At 68.6% G+C, this 18,152-nt stretch carries 17 protein-coding genes and 1 tRNA gene; 7 read left to right on the top strand and 11 right to left on the bottom strand.

Annotation, left to right across the window (positions count from 1 at the left end):
- Positions 1-474 precede the first annotated feature (474 nt).
- Together ABZY57_RS11940 and ABZY57_RS11935 are read left to right on the top strand one after the other, a co-directional pair.
- Positions 475-1,875 carry an aminotransferase class V-fold PLP-dependent enzyme gene (locus ABZY57_RS11940; protein WP_356510780.1) on the top strand — a complete coding sequence of 467 codons (1,401 nt, stop codon included), beginning with the start codon at positions 475-477 and terminating at the stop codon, positions 1,873-1,875.
- Positions 1,872-3,281 (top strand): SidA/IucD/PvdA family monooxygenase, encoded by a 1,410-nt coding sequence (locus ABZY57_RS11935; protein ID WP_356510778.1) that lies wholly within the window; start codon positions 1,872-1,874, stop codon positions 3,279-3,281. Before ABZY57_RS11940 ends, ABZY57_RS11935 begins: the two co-directional genes overlap by 4 nt.
- A gap of 25 nt (positions 3,282-3,306) precedes the next feature.
- Here ABZY57_RS11935 and ABZY57_RS11930 read toward each other — a convergent pair whose 3' ends face one another.
- Positions 3,307-5,118, bottom strand: a complete 1,812-nt coding sequence (locus ABZY57_RS11930; RefSeq protein ID WP_356510776.1) for a 5'-nucleotidase C-terminal domain-containing protein — start codon at positions 5,116-5,118, stop codon at positions 3,307-3,309.
- 138 nt (positions 5,119-5,256) lie between these two features.
- Here ABZY57_RS11930 and ABZY57_RS11925 point away from each other — a divergent pair, with 138 nt between their 5' ends.
- On the top strand, positions 5,257-5,958 hold the full coding sequence (locus tag ABZY57_RS11925) for an SIMPL domain-containing protein (RefSeq protein ID WP_356510774.1): 702 nt from the start codon (positions 5,257-5,259) through the stop codon (positions 5,956-5,958).
- A 146-nt stretch (positions 5,959-6,104) separates the two neighbouring features.
- Positions 6,105-7,532 (top strand): pyruvate kinase, encoded by a 1,428-nt coding sequence (gene pyk, locus ABZY57_RS11920; protein WP_356510772.1) that lies wholly within the window; start codon positions 6,105-6,107, stop codon positions 7,530-7,532.
- Between the two features lie 16 nt (positions 7,533-7,548).
- On the opposite strand, the gene ABZY57_RS11915 is transcribed toward pyk, so the two are convergent.
- Entirely contained in the window at positions 7,549-8,121 is a 573-nt protein-coding gene (locus tag ABZY57_RS11915) for an alpha/beta fold hydrolase (RefSeq protein ID WP_356510770.1), read from the bottom strand.
- 86 nt (positions 8,122-8,207) lie between these two features.
- Between ABZY57_RS11915 and ABZY57_RS11910 the strand changes: the two genes are divergently transcribed.
- The gene (locus ABZY57_RS11910; RefSeq protein ID WP_356510768.1) at positions 8,208-8,813 is read left to right on the top strand and encodes a TetR/AcrR family transcriptional regulator; all 606 of its coding nucleotides are present in this window, start codon (positions 8,208-8,210) and stop codon (positions 8,811-8,813) included.
- Between the two features lie 57 nt (positions 8,814-8,870).
- Positions 8,871-9,329 carry a MarR family transcriptional regulator gene (locus tag ABZY57_RS11905; protein WP_356510766.1) on the top strand — a complete coding sequence of 153 codons (459 nt, stop codon included), beginning with the start codon at positions 8,871-8,873 and terminating at the stop codon, positions 9,327-9,329.
- Here the strand turns inward: ABZY57_RS11905 and ABZY57_RS11900 are convergent.
- The gene (locus ABZY57_RS11900) at positions 9,326-10,069 is read right to left on the bottom strand and encodes a transcriptional regulator (RefSeq protein WP_356510764.1); all 744 of its coding nucleotides are present in this window, start codon (positions 10,067-10,069) and stop codon (positions 9,326-9,328) included. The two genes, ABZY57_RS11905 and ABZY57_RS11900, sit on opposite strands and share 4 nt — an antisense overlap.
- Positions 10,070-10,177: 108 nt before the next feature.
- Positions 10,178-10,252, bottom strand: a tRNA-Leu gene (locus ABZY57_RS11895).
- A 98-nt stretch (positions 10,253-10,350) separates the two neighbouring features.
- Here ABZY57_RS11895 and ABZY57_RS11890 point away from each other — a divergent pair.
- Positions 10,351-11,010 (top strand): response regulator, encoded by a 660-nt coding sequence (locus tag ABZY57_RS11890; protein ID WP_250744985.1) that lies wholly within the window; start codon positions 10,351-10,353, stop codon positions 11,008-11,010.
- A gap of 82 nt (positions 11,011-11,092) precedes the next feature.
- On the opposite strand, the gene ABZY57_RS11885 is transcribed toward ABZY57_RS11890, so the two are convergent.
- The 7 genes from ABZY57_RS11885 to ABZY57_RS11855 form a co-directional block, all read right to left on the bottom strand.
- Entirely contained in the window at positions 11,093-11,809 is a 717-nt protein-coding gene (locus ABZY57_RS11885) for an ABC transporter ATP-binding protein (protein ID WP_243338252.1), read from the bottom strand.
- Entirely contained in the window at positions 11,806-12,720 is a 915-nt protein-coding gene (locus ABZY57_RS11880) for an ABC transporter ATP-binding protein (protein WP_356510761.1), read from the bottom strand. The genes ABZY57_RS11885 and ABZY57_RS11880 overlap by 4 nt, the downstream gene beginning before the upstream one ends.
- A 4-nt stretch (positions 12,721-12,724) precedes the next feature.
- Positions 12,725-14,548 (bottom strand): branched-chain amino acid ABC transporter permease, encoded by a 1,824-nt coding sequence (locus tag ABZY57_RS11875; protein WP_356510759.1) that lies wholly within the window; start codon positions 14,546-14,548, stop codon positions 12,725-12,727.
- 5 nt (positions 14,549-14,553) lie between these two features.
- A complete protein-coding gene (locus ABZY57_RS11870; RefSeq protein WP_356510757.1) occupies positions 14,554-15,483 on the bottom strand; it encodes a branched-chain amino acid ABC transporter permease in 930 nt (309 codons plus the stop codon).
- Between the two features lie 143 nt (positions 15,484-15,626).
- Entirely contained in the window at positions 15,627-16,853 is a 1,227-nt protein-coding gene (locus tag ABZY57_RS11865) for a branched-chain amino acid ABC transporter substrate-binding protein (RefSeq protein ID WP_356510755.1), read from the bottom strand.
- Between the two features lie 300 nt (positions 16,854-17,153).
- Positions 17,154-17,789, bottom strand: coding sequence for a Tat pathway signal sequence domain protein (locus ABZY57_RS11860; RefSeq protein WP_356510753.1), 636 nt, complete (start codon positions 17,787-17,789; stop codon positions 17,154-17,156).
- The coding region (locus ABZY57_RS11855) for a hypothetical protein (protein WP_356510751.1) at positions 17,786-18,152 on the bottom strand (367 nt) is incomplete at its 5' end. The genes ABZY57_RS11860 and ABZY57_RS11855, both read right to left, overlap by 4 nt.

The following is an 18,152-nucleotide window of genomic DNA, read 5'->3' as shown; positions in this document are numbered from 1 at the left end:
CCCTGAACTCCGGCCCTGAACTCCGGACCCCAGCCCGACAGGCGCTGGGGTCCGGCCACCGGGACGGCACCGCCACCCCGTACCCCACAGGCCCGCCGGCCCTCACCCACCTGCCCGCCGGCCCGCCGCCCCCCACCACCAGCGCCATCAGCGCCCGCGCCAACGCCCAGAACGCCGTGGCGTCGACGTTGCCCAGCGCGCCGACCAGCGGCGCCGCGCTGAAGCCCCTCTCGACCCCCACACGCCGGCGCACCGAACACCGGCAGCCGGGTGGGCGGCCCGGAACCCCGCAGAGACGGGCACCCCCGCCAACAGCGGTGTGAAGATGCCCTCCCGGCCACCCCGACGGCTTGAAATCACCCACACATAAACCCGGGCGGTTACCCCATTCGGGTCGGATCGTTGTACCCCCGGGTCCCCGACCCAGCAGAGCGGCGCCACCCGCCGCCGAACCGTTCCCGTGAGGACAACCGCATGACACCGCCCCCCGGCACAGGCAGACGCGGCAACGCCCCGCTCGCCGGCGGACCCCACGGCCCCGACGCCCTGCAACCACTCCTCGCCACCGTCCTCGACGCCCTGCGCACCGGAGCCCGGGCCCGCGGCGGACCGCTCCCGGCCGGCGGACCCGAGGCCGTCACCGCCCGCGTCACCGCAGCACTCGGCGAGGTGTTCCCCGACCACGGGCACGGCGACCACGAAGCACTACGGACCCTCGTCCACACCCTCACCGCCGGCGCGGCCGACCCCGCCGACCCCCTGTGCGCAGCCCACCTCCACTGCCCGCCCCTCGCCGTCGCGACCGCAGCCGACCTCGCCGCCAGCGCCCTCAACGCCTCCCTCGACTCCTGGGACCAGGCCCCCGCCGCCTCCACCCTCGAAACCCTCCTCACCCGCACGCTCGCCGCGGAGTTCCACGACACCCCCCACCCCGACGCCGTCCTCACCACCGGCGGCACCGAAGCCAACCACCTGGCCCTCCTCCTCGCCCGCGAACGCCACGGCCCCCACCTCACCGTCCTGCACGGCGCCAACGCCCACCACTCCATCCCGCGCGCCGCCTGGATCCTCGGCCTGCCCCCCGCCCGAAGCCTCCCCACCCCCACCGGAACCCTCACCCCCGCCACCCTCGCCGAGGCCCTCGCCACCACCACCGGCCCCGTCCTCGTCACCGCCACCGCCGGCACCACCGACGCCGGACTCATCGACCCCCTCGACGCCCTCGCCGACCTCTGCGACCACCACGGCGCCGACCTCCACATCGACGCCGCCTACGGCGGCCTCCTCCACCTCAGCCCCCGCCACCGCCCCAAACTCGCCGGCCTGCACCGCGCCCGGTCGATCACCATCGACCTGCACAAACTCGGCTGGCAACCCATCGCCGCCGGACTCCTCACCGTCCCCGACACCACCCTGCTGGCCCCCCTCGCCCACCAGGCCGACTACCTCAACGCCCCCGACGACACCCGAGCCGGCCTACCCGACCTCCTCGGCCGCTCCCTGCGCACCACCCGCCGCGCAGACGCCCTCAAGATCGCCGCCACCCTGCGCTCCCTCGGCCGAGACGGCCTCACCCACCTCATCGACCGCACCTGCGCCCGCGCCGACCAGCTCGCCCAGCTCCTCGAAGCACACCCCGCCTTCGAACTCCACGCGGCGCCCACCATCAGCACCGTCCTGTTCCGGCCCACCCACGCCGACGACACCGCACTGGCCACCCTGCGCCGCACCCTCCTCCAGAGCGGCACCGCCGTACTGGGCCGGGCCACCGCCGACGGCCGCCTCTGGCTCAAGGCCACCCTGCTCAACCCCCACACCACGGCGGGGGACCTGGACGCCCTCGTGAACCTCCTGGAAGGCAGCACCCACCGATGACCGCCCAGCTCGATGCACCCCACGACCTCGTCGGAATCGGCATCGGCCCCTTCAACCTCTCCCTCGCGGCCCTCGCCCACGGCCTGCCCCAACAAGGCGCCGCAGAACTCGCCACCGCCTTCTACGACCAGCGCCGCGACTTCCGCTGGCACCCCGGACTCCTCATCGACGGATCCACCCTCCAAGTCCCCTTCCTCGCCGACCTCGTCACCCTCGCCGACCCCTCCAGCCCCTGGTCGTTCCTCAACTACCTCAAGCACAAGGAACGCCTCTTCCCCTTCTACTTCGCAGAGAGCTTCCACATCCAGCGCGCCGAATACGACGCCTACTGCCGCTGGGTCGCTGGCCGCCTGCCCGGACTCCACTTCGGCCACCAGGTCGACGCCGTCCGCTGGAACCCCGAACGCGACCTCTTCGAAGTCGACTTCACCCAGGTCGACGCCGACGGAGAAGCCGAAGCCCTCGGCCGCACCTACACCCGCAACCTCGCCCTCGGCATCGGGACCGCCCCCTACGTCCCCGAACCCCTGCGCCCCCTCGCCGAAGCACCGACCGTCCCGGTGATCCACTCCTCCGAGTACCTCGACAACCGCCGACGCATCCTCGGCGCCGACCACGTCACCGTCATCGGATCGGGCCAGTCCGGAGCCGAGGTCTTCCTCGACCTGCTCCGCTCCCGCCCCGCCGGCCGCGAACGCCTCACCTGGCTCGCCCGCACCCCCTCCTTCGCCCCCATGGAGTACTCCAAGCTCGGCCTGGAACACTTCACCCCCGACTACACCCGCTACTTCCACTCCCTCCCCGAACCGGTCCGCGACCGCCTCGTCCCCGCCCAATGGCAACTCCACAAGGGCATCGACGCCGCCACCATCGCCGCCATCCACGAGGAGCTCTACCGACGCACCCTCGACGGAGGCTGGCCCGACGCCGTCCTCACCCCCGGAGTCAGCGTCCGCACCGCCGGCCGCGTCGCCACCACCAAGGTCGAACTCCACCTCGAACACGTGGACCAGGGCGCCCGCTCCCGCCTCACCACCGACGCCGTCGTCCTCGCCACCGGCTACCGCGAACGCCCCCTCGCCCCCCTCCTCGCCGGACTCGACCCCTACCTGCGCAAGGACTCCTCCGGCCGCCCCCGCATCGACGACCGCTACCGGATGATCACCGACCCCGCCGTCAACGGCAGCGTCTTCGTCCAGAACGGCGAACGCCACACCCACGGCGTCGGAGCCCCCGACCTCGGCCTCGCCGCCTGGCGCAGCGCCGCCATCCTGAACACCCTGACGGGCAAAGAGCCCTACCCCCAGCCCACCCGCACGGCCTTCACCACCTTCGGCCTCGAACAGCGGGAGCACACCCGGCCCCAACCCGCCGGCGAACTGCTCCCACTGGTCGAGCACCCGTAAGGAGAAACGTTTAGAGCACCATCGGTTAGAACACCGGTACCCCGGCTCGGGTCAGCCGCCAGTCCACGGACGCGAACTGCGCCGGGTCCACCGTCCCCTTCGCCTTCACCCACTGGATGATCGTGTTGCGTATTTCATCCGAGTTCGCCCACAACTGCTTCGACTGCGGCACGTGCGGGAAGTTCCCGCCACCCGAAGCCCGGTAGTTGTTCACCGCCAGCACGAACTGCGCCGCCGGATCCACCGGCTTCCCCTGGAACGACAGCCCCGAGATCCGCGAACCCACCGGCTCCGAAACGTCTATGTCGTACGTCAACCCGTACACGGCGTCGTAGTTGTAGTCCGGCGTCCCCTCCGCGTTCGTCAGCTTCGCCGGATCCACCACATCACCGGGAGCCGTCCGCACGTAGTACTTCGCCGAATACTCCAGGTACTCCTTGACCTGCGCACCCGTCAGCAGCCGCGCCTCCAGCGTGTTCTCGAACGGATACAGACCCGCCGCATCCCTGATCGTCACCTGCCCGGCCGGAATCGCCGCCGTCCGCGAGAAGCACGAAGCCTGCGACAGCACCGGCAGCGCAGCCCACTCCGTACCCGCGAGCGCACCCTTCACCGTCTCCGCCTGCACGTGGTTGATCAGATCGATGATCGCCACGTCCTTGACCGGACCGTCCACCGAGGACATCGCCTGCGTCGAGGTACCGATCACCTGGTTCACATACGCCACGACCTTGCGGTGCTCGTCCGACAGCAGCCCTACGATCTCCGGGTCCTCCGCCACCGTGTTCGAATTCAACACCCGGGCCGACACCTTCGACACCGACCAGCAGCCCTTCGCCCACGTCAGCTCGAAGTCGAACAGCGTCAGCCGCTGCCCCCACTTCAGCGGCTCGGACAACACCACGTCCTTGCCCGTCACCTTGTTCCGCACCCGGTACTCAGGAATCTCCGTATGCGCGTGCCCCACCAGGATCGCGTCGATCCCCGGCACCTGCTCCGCCACCAGACCCGCCGCGTTCTCGATGTGCGGCAACTGGTCCCCGTAACTCGACGTGCCACTCGAACCCGAATGCGCCGACACGATCACCACATCCGCACCCAGCGACCGCAGCCGCGGCACGTACTTCGCGGCCTGCTCCTCAAGACCCGGGAACGTCATCTTCCCCTGCACGTTCGCCTTGTCCCAGATCGCGATACCCGGATTCGTCAGACCCAGCACCGCCACCTTCACGTCCCGCCCGTGCGGAGTACGCAGCCGGTGCATGCTGTACGGCGGGAACGCCGGCCGCAGCGTCTTCGCATCCAGCGCGTTCGCCCCCAGCAACGGGAACGCGCACTGCTCCTCGAACTTCCGCAGCACCGGAATGCCGTAATTGAACTCGTGGTTCCCCAGCGCCGCCGCGTCATAACCGATCGCGTTCATCGCCTGCGCCATCGGATGAACCGGACCCCGCCGCGCCGTGATCGGATCAACCTTCGCGTAGTAGTACGAAAGCTGCGTCCCCTGAATGGTGTCCCCGGCATCGATCAGCAGCGTGTTGCGCCGCCCCTTCTCCGCCCGCACCTGGTTCACCAGCGTGGAGATCTTCGCCAGACCGACGTCGTTGTGCGCCTTGTCGTCGAACTCCTTGTCCGTGAAGTAGTCCCAGTTGAAGACGTTCCCGTGCAGGTCCGTCGTCCCCATCACCGTGAACGCGTACGTCCTCGCCCCCGCGGCCGAAGCGCCGCCGGCCACCGCGTCGGCCGCCGCGGCCGGGGTGCTCGTGGCCCCCGCCAACGCCACAGCCGCACCCGTCGCAGCCGAAGTACCCAGAAATGTCCTACGGTCGAACGCCATGCCATCTCCCCTTGTGAGGTGCGTGCACAGATAGGCAACGCGCGTAGATTCTGACCCAGCAGTAACAAGCCGCAACACCCCCACCAGGTTTCGATCCGATGACCACCCCTGTACGAGCAGCAGTGCGAGAGTGAATCCATGACCCAGGACGCATCGCACCAGCCCTACGGAACCCCCGAAGTCCCCCGCGTCGCAGTCCGCGGCGAAGCCACCCTCGAAGTCGACCCCGAGATCGCCCGCATCGGCATCACCGTCAGCGCCCGCGGCACCGACCGACGCACCGCCCTCGAAGACCTCACCCGCCGCAACAACACCGTCCTCGACCTCGTCAAAAGCTACGGCGACCCCGTCGAAAAACTCGAAACCGGCGCCTTCTCCATCACCCCCGAACTCACCCGCCACGGCCGCGGCGAACGCATCCGCGCCTACCACGGACGCGTCCACCTCACCGCCGAACTCAACGACTTCACCACCCTCGGCGAACTCACCACCCGCCTCGCCGACCTCGAACTCACCCAAGTCGACGGACCCTGGTGGGCCCTGCGCCCCACCTCACCCGCCCACGGCGAAGCCCGCCGCCAAGCCGTACTCGAAGCCGTCCAGCGCGCCCGCGAATACGCCGCCGCCCTCGGAGCCGAACTCGCCGCCCTCGTCGAACTCGCCGACCTCGGAGCCGAGAACGCCCCCACCCCCTTCCAGCCCGCCGGCGCCCGCATGCACACCATGGCCTTCAGCGCCGCCGAAGAAGCAGGTCCCCCCGCCCTCGACCTCGAACCCCAACGCCAGACCGTCTACGCACAGGTGAACGCACGCTTCACCATGACCCCTCCACGGCTCTGAAAACCCGAACAAACGGCGCCCCGGGGGTGCTCATCAGAGCACCCCCATGCACATTCAACAATTGTCAACAAGCTTTTGCTCAAAGGTTGTTGAGTGGACACTCGGAACCAATTTCCTACTCCCTGGTAGGGGCATACGCTCGCCTCATGCGCCGAGCGAAAATCGTATGTACCCTGGGCCCCGCCACCGACTCATACGACCAGATCAAAGCCCTGGTCGAAGCCGGAATGGACATCGCCCGCTTCAACCTCAGCCACGGCACCTACGCCGAACACGAGGACCGCTACCAGCGCGTCCGCAAGGCTGCCGACGAAACCGGCCGCAGCGTCGGCATCCTCGCGGACCTTCAAGGCCCGAAGATCCGCCTCGGCCGCTTCCGCGAAGGCCCCGTACTCCTTGAACGCGGCGACGAATTCACCATCACCGTCGACGACCACGAAGGCGACCGCCACACCTGCGGCACCACCTACAAAGGCCTCGCCGCCGACGTCACCACCGGCGAACGCATCCTCGTAGACGACGGCCGCGTCACCCTCGAAGTCACCGCCGTCGACGGCCCCCGCGTCCACACCCGCGTCATCGAAGGCGGCATGGTCTCCGACAACAAGGGACTCAACCTCCCCGGCGTCGCAGTCTCCGTACCCGCCCTCTCCGAAAAAGACATCGAAGACCTCCGCTGGGCCCTGCGCATCGGCGCCGACATCATCGCCCTCTCCTTCGTCCGCAGCGGAAGCGACATCGAAGACGTCCACCGCATCATGGACGAAGAAGGCCGACGCCTCCCCGTCATCGCCAAGGTCGAAAAACCCCAAGCCGTCGAAAACATCGACGACATCGTCGCCGCCTTCGACGGCATCATGGTCGCCCGCGGAGACCTCGGCGTCGAAATGCCCCTGGAACAAGTCCCCATCGTCCAGAAGCGAGCCGTCAAGCTCGCCAAGCGCAACGCCAAGCCCGTTATCGTCGCCACCCAGATGCTCGACTCGATGATCGACAACTCCCGACCCACCCGCGCCGAAGCCTCCGACGTCGCCAACGCCGTCATCGACGGCACCGACGCCGTCATGCTCTCCGGCGAAACCAGCGTCGGCAAATACGCCATCGAAACCGTCCGCACCATGGCCCGCATCGTCGAAGCCGCCGAAGAAGACATCCTCGCCAAGGGCCTCCCCCCACTCACCGAACGCAACAAGCCCCGCACCCAAGGCGGAGCAGTCGCCCGCGCCGCCGCCGAAATGGGCGACTTCCTCGGCGCGAAATTCCTCGTCGCCTTCACCCAGAGCGGAGACACCGTCCGCCGACTCTCCCGCTACCGCTCACCCATCCCCCTCCTCGCCTTCACCCCCGACCCCGCCACCCGCTCCCAGCTCAACCTCACCTGGGGCGTCGAAACCTTCCTCGGCCCCCACGTCGACTCCACCGACGCCATGGTCGACCAAGTCGAAGAAGAACTCCTGCGCATCGGCCGCTGCGTACCCGGCGACGTCGTCGTCATCACCGCCGGCTCACCCCCCGGCGTCAGCGGATCCACCAACCTCGTCCGCATCCACCACATCGGCGACGCAGTCCGCTGACACCGCCCGCAAGCGGCTACAGCACCTCACGTATAAGACGCACCGCGTCGGGCAACACCAACCGGCTCCCACCCGCACTCGGGAAGTGCCCGCCCGACGCGGTCACCCGCGCCTCAGCACCCAACTCCCGCACGAACCGCACCACGTGCTCACCCGTCGCCTCCCCGGTCACCGGGTCATCCGCCGCATGCAGCACACGAAACTCCCGCGCAGCCTTCCGGATCCGCTGCCAGTCGAACTCCGGCGAGAAGAACGGCGCCAACGCGTCATACCCCACCTCGCCCGACATCGACGCCACGAACACCACCCCCGCGAACGCCCCCTCGGCCTCCGTGTCGTGCCCCTGCAACAGCCGCAGCACATTCACCCCACCCAGACTGTGACCCACCAACACGGTCTCGCCGGCCGGCGCACCCTCCGTCGCCGCCGCCAGCTCCTTCAGCCACACGCCGGCCTCCGGAGCGAACGGCTCGGGGAAGTTCGGGATCCGCACCTCATGCCCCTCTGCGGCGAACTCCTCACCCGTCGCCGTGTACCAGTGCTCCCCGGCGCTCATCCCGTACCCGTGCGCGATCACGATCTTGCCCATGGCTCCGCCCCCCGTATCCCTCGGTCGATCCTTCAATCGAAACGCTACGCCGCGTTTCGATAAAACGCTAGGGCTATCGTGAAGCCGTGTCAATCACTCCTTCGAGCAACCCGCCCCGCACCGGCGGACGCCTCCGCAACGAAGACGCCCACCACTCCGTCCTCGAAGCCACCGCCGCACTCCTCGTCGAGAACGGCTACGGCGCCCTCACCATCGAAGGCGTCGCCAAGCGCGCCAACGTCGCCAAGAGCACCGTCTACCGCTGGTGGAAATCCAAGCCCGCCCTCGTCATGGACGCCTACGCCCACGAAACCGCCGCCCGCGTCCCCGAACCCGACACCGGCACCCTCACCGGCGACCTCACCGCCTTCGTCACCGACCTCTACCGCATCGGCGGCGACCCCGTCCGCGCCAAAGCCCTCACCGGCCTCATGGCCGAAGCCCAGCTCGACCCCGCCTTCGCCGAACCCTTCCGCGCCTGGGTCGCCACCCGCCGCGATGTCGTTGCCACTCTCTTGACTCGGGCGGTAACGCGCGAGGAACTCCCCGCAGGCACGGACCTCGACCACGCCACCGACCTGGTCTTCGGCCCCTTCTGGTACCGCCTCCTCGTCGCCCACGCCCCCCTCGACCCGGCCGACGCGGAAGCCCACGTGACGACGGTCCTGCACGGCCTGGCGGGCCGCGGCTGAGGATTCGGGGTCAAGTCGCCTTGACCTCAAGCTCACTTGAGGTCATACGCTCCAGATATGACGATCAAGGAGTACTCGCAGGACCAGCTCGCGGCCCAGCCCATCGGTTACTGGGCCCGCGAGGCCGGCAACCTCGTGATCGGCGGCCTCAGGGCCGCGCTGGCCGAGGAGAACCTCACCCAGCCCCACTGGTGGACCCTCAACCACGTGGCCGGCTCCCCGGCCCACTGGAAGCGCGCGGCCCTCACGGAGAAGCTCACCCCGTACGACGACCAGGACACCGACTTCGACGCGGTCTACGACGACCTCGCGGCGCGGGGCTGGCTCACGGAGGCGGGCGGCACCCTGACCCTCACGGAGCAGGGCGAGGCCGGCCGCGTACGGGCGCGCGACCGCAACGCGAAGGTGCACGCGCGGATGCGGGAGGGTCTGGATGATGCCGCCTACGCCGCGATGATCGACGGCCTGCGCCGGCTGGTCGCCAACCTGGGCGGCAGCGGCGACCTGCCGGGCTAGTACTTCGGCCCGATGTGCTCGTCCATGAGCGCGACGGACGCCTTTCGGGCGATGGAGACGTTGAGGGGGTCACTGCCGCGCGCGAGGATCGTCCACTGAATGCCGACCTTGGCGAGAGTGTCCGTGCAGAGCTTCCGGATGTCGTCGGACTTGTTGGTGAAGAAGTACCGGGGGTACTCGTAGCGCTTGCCGTTGCGGACGGTCCAGTTGGTGACGCGACACCCGTCGGAGTGGATCAGCCCCCGGACGAACTCCCACGGGTGGGCGTCGATGATGACCTGTTGCCAGTCTTCAAGGACGATGCGCCGCTCGTGCTTCTTGCCAGGAGCGTGCTGCGGGAACAGGCAAGTCCAGTGCCGTCCGTAGCTGGTGACGGCAACGCAACCTTGGCGCTGCAGGACGTAGACCTTGTCGGACGGGCGGACCGCCCGTATGGCTGCGCGGCACAGTTCGATGAGGCCGGGCCATGCGTCTGCGCAGGCGATGCGGAGGTGGTGCCCGCCTCGGGGGTGAGCGCTGATGCACCCGTCGCCGAGATAGAGACCGAGGAGGTATGCGTATGCGGCTGGGTCGGGCGGGCCCGCGCATGGTGTCTGGTTCATGCGGGGGAGTGGTTCGAGGCGAACCTGCCAGGCGCGGATGGCCGCCCGGGATATCCCCGTTTGCTTGCTGACTGAATTGAGGCTTCGCCCGTCACTGAGGAGGGCTAGCGCGTGCTGCCGAGTTGCCAGATCGTACATATGGCCGACAGTGAGCAAAACTCCCGGCCCCGGCGTGCAGTTTCCGGCGGATTCCCTCGAAAGAGGCGGAGGGAGTAATCGGGCGTGACCTTGGAAATCAAGGAAAGGTGCCCCAGGTGGGATTCGAACCCACACTGTCCGCTGTTTGAGAGCGGCCTCTCTGACCAGTTGGAGTACTGGGGCCTAAGAAACGAAGGTTTACGGGAACCCTGCGTGCCACCACCATACCGTAGCTAGGTAGGCTCGGGGGAGCTTGATATGCCCCGCAAAGAGGAGCCCCCGTGACCGCCGAGCACGAGTCGACGCCCACGCCCGACGCCGACCAGTCGCACGTTCCGCCGCTGACGACGCGCGTCGTCATCGCCGAGGACGAGGCGCTCATCCGTCTCGACCTCAAGGAGATGCTCGAAGAGGAGGGCTACGCCGTCGTCGGTGAGGCCGGAGACGGGCAGACCGCCGTCGAGCTGGCCCGGGAGCACCGTCCCGACCTGGTGATCCTGGACGTGAAGATGCCCGTCCTGGACGGGATCTCCGCCGCCGAGAAGATCGCGGAAGAGTCCATCGCCCCCGTGCTGATGCTCACCGCGTTCTCGCAGCGCGACCTGGTCGAGCGGGCTCGGGACGCCGGTGCCATGGCGTACCTCGTGAAGCCCTTCAGCAAGAGCGACGTCGTCCCCGCCATCGAGATGGCCGTGTCGCGCTTCGCCGAGCTCCGCGCGCTGGAGAAGGAGGTCGCCGACCTTTCCCTCCGTCTGGAGACGCGCAAGCTCGTGGACCGCGCGAAGAGCATCCTGCAGACGCAGTACGGGCTCTCCGAGCCGGCCGCCTTCCGGTGGATCCAGAAGACCTCCATGGACCGCCGGATGTCCATGCAGCAGGTCGCCGAGGCCGTCATCGAGGACGCCGAGGAGAAGAAGGCCGCCGCGGGCAAGGGCGAGTAGCAGCCCCGGTACGCAAAGAGTGAGGCCCGCCTCCGGATCCAGGATCCGGAGGCGGGCCTCACTCGTACGGCAGGGGTGGGGCTCAGTCCTCGCCGAGGTACGCCTTGCGGACGTCCTCGTTGACCAGGAGCTCGCGGCCCGGGCCCGACAGGACGACCTTGCCGATTTCCATCACGTGGCCCCGGTCGGCCAGGGAGAGCGCCGCCTGGGCGTTCTGCTCGACCAGCAGGATGGTGGTGCCCTGTGACTTGAGCTCGGCGATGGTCGCCATGATCTTCTGCATCATGATCGGCGAGAGGCCCATGGAGGGCTCGTCGAGCATGAGCAGCTTCGGCCGGGACATGAGCGCGCGGCCCATGGCGAGCATCTGCTGCTCGCCGCCCGAGAGGGTGCCCGCGGCCTGCTTGCGGCGCTCGCCCAGGATCGGGAAGAGGTCGTAGGCGCGCTGGACGTCCTTCTGGATGCCGTCCTTGTCCTTGCGGAGGAAGGCGCCCAGGAGGAGGTTGTCCTCGATGGTCATGCGCGGGAAGATGTGCCGCCCCTCGGGGGAGTGGGCGAGTCCGAGCGCGACGATGTCGTGCGCGGGGATCTTCTTGAGGGACTTGCCCTGGAACTTGATCTGGCCGCCGCGCGGTTTGATCAGGCCCGACAGGGTGCGCAGGGTCGTCGTCTTGCCGGCGCCGTTGGTGCCGATGAGGGTGACGATCTGGCCGGCGTCGACGCTGAACGAGATGCCCTTGACGGCTTCGATCTTGCCGTAGGCGACGCGGAGGTCCTCGACCTCCAGGAGTGCGGTCACCGGTCTTCTCCGTCCGTGCTGGTCGTGCTGTCCGTCGCCTCGTCGTGCGCGGCCTCGCTCTGTGCTTCGGCGGCTTCCACCCCTGCGAGTTCTTCGGCGCCGGGGGCGCCTTCGAAGGGTTCGCCGAGGTAGGCGGCGATGACGCGCTCGTCGCCCTGGACCTCGGCGGCGGTGCCTTCGATGAGCTTTTCGCCCTGGACGAGGCAGGCGACGCGGTCGCAGAGGTTGAAGATGAAGCGCATGTCGTGCTCGATGACGAGGACGGCGATGCCCTGGTCCCGGATGGCGAAGATGAGTTCTTCGGTTGCCCGGGTCTCCTGCGGGTTCATGCCGGCGGTGGGCTCGTCCAGGAGGATGAGGCCGGGGTCGCTGGCCAGTGCGCGGGCGATTTCGAGCTTGCGCTGCTCACCGTAGGGGAGGTTGCGGGCGAGGTGTTCGGCCTTGTGGGCGAGGCCGATGAACTCGAGGAGTTCCATGGCCTTCTCGCGGCTCGCCGCTTCTTCCCGGCCGAAGCTGGGGAGGCGCAGGAGGGAGGCCCAGAGGCCGACCTTGGTGCGGGTGTGGCGTCCGACGAGGACGTTTTCCAGGACCGTCATGTTGTTGAAGAGACGGATGTTCTGGAAGGTACGGGCGACGCCGGCGGCGGTGACCTTGTACGACTTGGGGGGCAGGACCTTGTCCTTGTACCGGACTTCACCCTCGGTGGGGATGTAGAGGCCGGTCAGGCAGTTGAAGAAGGTGGTCTTGCCGGCGCCGTTGGGGCCGATGAGGCCGACGATCTCGCCGCTGCGCACGGTGAGGTCGACGTTCTTGACGGCGGTGAGGCCGCCGAAGCGCATCGTGACGCCGCGTGCGTCGAGGACGGTCTCCGCCGTGGTGGCGGGGGGCGTGTCGGTGGTGGTGGTCGTCATGGGTTCAGACCCCTGCCTTGCCGAGGACCGTGGGCGCTTCCATGTCCTCGTGGAGTTCGAGCTGGTTGCGCCGGTTGGGGATGATGCCTTCGGGGCGCAGGCGCATCAGGACGATGAGGGCGAAGCCGAAGACGAGGAGCTGGTATTCGCCGAGGAACTGGAGCTTGTTGGGGATCAGGAAGAGCAGTGATCCGCCGACGAGGGGTCCGGAGATGGTGCCCATGCCGCCGAGGACGACCGCGGCGAGCAGGAACGCGGAGTTCGGGGGCACGGCGTTGGCGAAGGTGTACTGGTCGGGGGTGACCGTGTAGCTGACGTGTGCCTGGACGGCTCCTGCGAGGCCGGCGAGGGTGGCGCCGAGGGCGAAGGCGATGAGTTTGACGCGGAAGCCGTTGATGCCCATGGCTTCGGCGGCGGTTTCGTCCTCGCGGATGGCGACCCAGGCGCGGCCGATGCGGGATTCCGCGCTGCGGCGGAAGACGAGGATCACGATGAGGGTGATCAGCAGCATCAGCAGGAAGTAGTTGGCGAAGCGGCCGATGGTGAATCCGGCGATGGTGTGTGTGGCGCCGAAGTCGAATCCGAAGAGGTTGACGTTCGGGATGCCGGCGATGCCGTTGGGCCCGTTGGTGATGTCGGGGCCGGAGGTGCCGTCGAGGTTGTTCATGGAGATGCGGAAGATCTCACCGAAGCCGAGCGTCACGATGGCGAGGTAGTCGCCGCGCAGGCGCAGGGTGGGTGCTCCGATGAGGACGCCGAAGACCATGGAGGCTGCGGCGCCGATGAGGAGTGCGGCCCAGAAGGGGAAGTGCACGCCGAAGGGGGAGTTGGGGGAGCCGGAGACGAGGGCCGCGGTGTAGGCGCCGACGCCGAGGAAGGCGACGTAGCCGAGGTCGAGGAGGCCGGTGAGGCCGACGACGATGTTCAGGCCGAGTGCGACGGTGGCGAAGATCAGGATGTTGACGCCGAGGTTCGCGTACTGGTCGTCGGTCTGGGTGAGGGGGAAGGCGGCCGCGGCGGCGAAGGCGCCGACGAGGGCGACGTTGCGGTGGCGGGTGGTGAGGGCGGTGACGCGGGCGAAGAGGCCTGCTTTGTTGAGTGCTGCGGCACCGAATCCGGCGGTGATCAGGAAGCCGACGAAGAGTTCCTGGTACGGGGTGGTGATGCCGTAGGTGAAGACGGTGAGCGCGAGGCCGAGGACGGCGGCGATCAGGAGGATCTCGGCCCAGGCCGGGAGGGTGCGGGCGGGCTTGAGGGGGCCGGAGGCGAAGGCGGCCTTGAAGGTCGTCCAGCGGTTGCCGGCTTCGTGCTTGAACTTTTCGAAGCCGGTGTCGTCGGGGTCGGGGCCTTCGAGCGTGGGGCGCTCGAAGGGGAGTCCGAAGGCGGCGATGACGGCGAGGAGGCTGACCAGGGCGGCGATGCCGGCTCCGGGTTCGAGGTCTACGAGGAGTCCGAGTTCGAGGACGATCGAGACGACGGTGTACCAGGTGGTGGCGAACGCGGCGAGGGCGGCGAGTTTGATCGCTGCGTCGGCGCCGGCGGGGGTGAGCCAGCGCAGGCCCTTGGTGCCGTAGGAGGCGAGGCCGAAGAGGGCTGTGAGGGCGCCGCCGATGAGGACGAGCCACTGGAGGCCGGCGGGGGAGCCGTAGTAGGTGAGGTCCCCGGGGAAGTCGGTGCTCCAGGTCCAGGCGAGGAATGCCGAGGCGGCGGTGAGGGCGCCTCCGGCGGTGGCGAGGGCGCGGGCCGTCTTTTCGGGGAGGGGGATGAGTCCCTTGGCCGGAGCGGTGGTCTTCACGGTGGTCGCGGTGTCCGCGGTGATGATCGTCATGGAGGTCACACCCTGTCCGCCACGCGCTGGCCCAGCAGGCCTTGAGGCCGGAAGAGGAGCACGAGGATGAGAAGTACGAACGCCCAGGTGTTACCCCAGGACTGGCCGCCGAGCTGTTCGAAGCCGGGGATGTCGGCTACGTAGACGGTGGTCAGGGTTTCGGCGAGGCCGAGGACGAGGCCGCCGACCATGGCGCCGTAGATGTTGCCGATGCCGCCGAGGACGGCTGCGGTGAAGGCCTTGAGGCCGAGGAGGAAGCCCATCTTGAACTGGACTTCGCCGTACTTGAGGCCGTAGGCGACGGCTCCGATGGCGGCGAAGACGGCTCCGAGCGCGAACGCGGTGGTGATGATGCGGTCGGTGTTGATGCCCATGAGCTTGGCGGTGTCGGGGTCCTGGGCGGTTGCCTGCATGCCGCGGCCGGTGCGGGTCTTCTTGACGAAGAAGCCGAGGAAGGCCATGGATATGGGGGCTGCGATCAGGAGGAAGACGTCGCCGGTCTGGATGGTGACGCTGCCGAGGTGGAAGGGTCCGCCGGGGATCTCGGGGAAGATCAGGGAGGATTCGGCTCCGGGGTACCAGGCCCATACCGCCTGCTGGAGGGCGATGGAGAGGCCGATGGCGGTGATGAGCGGGGCGAGCCTGGGAGCGTTGCGCAGGGGTCGGTAGGCGAAGCGTTCGGCACCGACGGCGATGAGGGTGGCGACGATGATCGCGCCGATGATCATGAGCGGGAGGGCGATCCACATGGTGGTGCCCCCGGGGAGCATCAGCCAGACGGTGAGCGCTCCGAATCCGCCGGTCATGAAGATCTCGCCATGCGCGAAGTTGATGAGCTGGACGATGCCATAGACCATCGTGTAGCCGATGGCGACGAGCCCGTACATGGATCCCAGTAGCAGGCCGTTGACCAGCTGTTGCGGCAGTTCGTGCACCGCAGGTCCTCCGAGTCTTTCGACGGATGTGACTCCGCGCGGGGCGCTTTTGTGCGCGCCCCGCGCGGCAGGTTGGTGGTGCTCCCGTGGCCGGCCGTTCGAGCGGACTACCGGCTACGGGTCAGTCGGGTGGTCGGTGGAGGTCAGCCGAGGGTGCCGGACTCGACGGACTTCCACTCGGTGCCCTCGACCTTGTAGACGGTGAGCTGCTTGTTGGTGGCGTCACCGAACTCGTCGAAGGAGACCTTGCCGGTCACGCCGTCGAAGGAGACGCCCTGGACGGCGGCGAGGACCTTGGCGCGGGCGTCGTCGGGGAGCTTGCCGTTGTTGGCGTCGACGGTGGCCTTGACGGCCTCGATGATCGCCCAGGCGGAGTCGTAGGAGTAACCGCCGTAGGCGGCGAAGGGCTCCTTGTATCCGGCCTTGGTGTAGTTGGCGACGAAGTCCTTGGCGGACGGCAGGCTCTCGACCGGGGCGCCGACCGAGGTGGCGAGGTCGCCCGCGGACTCGGCGCCGGCGAGCTCGACGTACTTCTTGTCGTAGATGCCGTCACCGCCGACGAGCGGGATCTTGGTGCCGGAGGCCTTGATCTGCTTGCTGAGCGGGCCGGCCGCGGGGTACTCGCCGCCGTAGTAGACGACGTCGGCGCCGGAGCTCTTGACCTCGGTCACGATCGCGGAGAAGTCCTTGCTCTCCGGGTCGATGTGGCCTTCGCCGACGACCTGGCCGCCGAGCTTGGTGAACTCGCCCTTGAAGGTGCCGGCGAGGCCGGCGCCGTAGGTCTTCTTGTCGTCGATCAGGAAGACCTTCTTCTTGCCCGCCTTGTTGAAGAGGTACTGCGCCGCGAACGGGCCCTGGATGGCGTCCGTGGTGGCGGTGCGGAAGTAGCTCTTGTAGGTGCGGACCTTCTCGCCGGTGGCCCACTTCGGTCCCTGGGAGAGGGACGGGCTGGTGTTGGCCGGGGAGATCTGGGCGAGCTTGGCGTCGTCGAAGACCTTCTGCATGGACTCCGAGACGGAGGAGTTCAGGGGGCCGACGACACCGAGGACGTCCTTGTCGGCGACGAGCTTGGTGGCGTTCTGCTGGCCGGAGGAGGCCTGGGCCTGGTCGTCGAGGGCCTGGATCTTGAAGGTGACGCCCTTGACGTACTTCTTCTCGTTGGCCTGCTTGGCGGCGAGGTCGGCGGAGTTCTTGATGCCGAGGCCGAGGGCGGAGAGGTCGCCGGTCAGCGGGGCGTCGACGCCGATGACGACCGTGGTGTCGCCACTGGCGGCGTCGTTGGTCTTTTCTCCGCGCGATCCGCAGGCGGTGAGGGTGAGGGCGCCCGCGGCGAGCGCGGCGGTCACGGCTATGAGAGAACGCTGACGCACGATCAGTCCTTTCCTGGCACTGCGTCCCCCGTGGGACGCACCGTGTCGAACGCGGGTACCGAACTGAAAGGAATCCGGCTGGTCGCGGTGACTGGCCGTGACTCTAAGCGGGTCTTGGGCCGTTATGGAGGGCTGAGGCCAATGATGTGACTCTCTTGTTATGCCACGGCGTAATACATAGCGGATCTCTGCGGGTGGAAAGGGGGAAATCCGGCCGGTTCGTCTTGTCCGTATGGTGAGACGGGTGAGGACCGTTGGCTGGTTTGAGTACTGTCACGCCAGGACTCTGGGCCCTTTTGGTCATGACGAGGGAGGGGCGCCTGTGTCTCGATCTTCGGGACAGGCCCTGGTCAGGGCGCTGGAGAGATCCTTCGCATAACGGTCACCGGGGATGTAGCTGTGGTCCTCTTTTTCAAACCCATTACTTAGGGTTACTTCGAGGAATGGAAGTCCGGAATTCCGTGCCACATGCACGCAGTCTGTGACCCGAATCCGTACCGCGAGGTCACGAGCCTCCCCCGGGGCGAGCGTGGCCGGAAGTAGTGGCTGGACCTCCACCGTCAGGGCCCGCGAAGGCTGCGTCAGCCGCTCCAGCGTGATGGCCGGACCGGAGGCGGCGCGCACACGGACGGTGAACACGAAGGCCGTGCCGGAGGGGGCCTGCCCGGCCGGACCGAGGTAGGCGAGGGAGAACACCTGAGAGGGTGCGGGCGGGGTGTACGGGGCGGGGCGCGGCCGGGCCGCGTACAGCGCGGCGCCTCCGGCGATCACGGCGGACACGCAGGTCAGGGCCCCGAGGGCCAGGACGGCCCGCCGGTGGCCCTCGTAGGCCTCGCGGGCCCTGCGGACGGCCGGGGGCGTACGGGGAGCGGGGCGCGGGCCCTCCTTCGCCTCCGTGCCCTCACCCGGCTCGATCGGGCCGATGCCTCCGCTCACTGCCAGGGCCCGCCGGTCGGGGCGCCGGAGCGGTAGCGCTCGGCGCAGCGGCGTTCCGCCTCGCGGGCGGTGAGTTCGCGGGCGGCGGCCGGGCCCCTGGCGTCCCGCTCGGCGCGGGCGTCGGCGAGGACGGCGCGCAGGATGTCGTTCTGGCCGCCGGACAGGCCCATGGACTGGTAGTCGAGGTGGACGGCGTCCTTGCCGTCTCCGGCGTCGAGGATCACGCCCGCCCAGTGGGTGATCAGGCGGGTGCAGAGCTCCTGGGGTGCGGGTGGCGCGGCGGTGGCCGGGGGTGGGGTCCTCGGGCCGTCGCCGGCGCAGCCGAGCGGTGCGGCGGCCAGCAGCGCAGTGGTGGCCGCCGCG

This window comes from Streptomyces sp. NPDC006450 (genome assembly GCF_040612195.1).
Classification (GTDB): Bacteria; Actinomycetota; Actinomycetes; order Streptomycetales; family Streptomycetaceae; genus Streptomyces.
The sequence above is the reverse complement of the archived record's forward strand: the minus strand, read 5'-3'. Positions and strand labels throughout refer to the sequence as shown.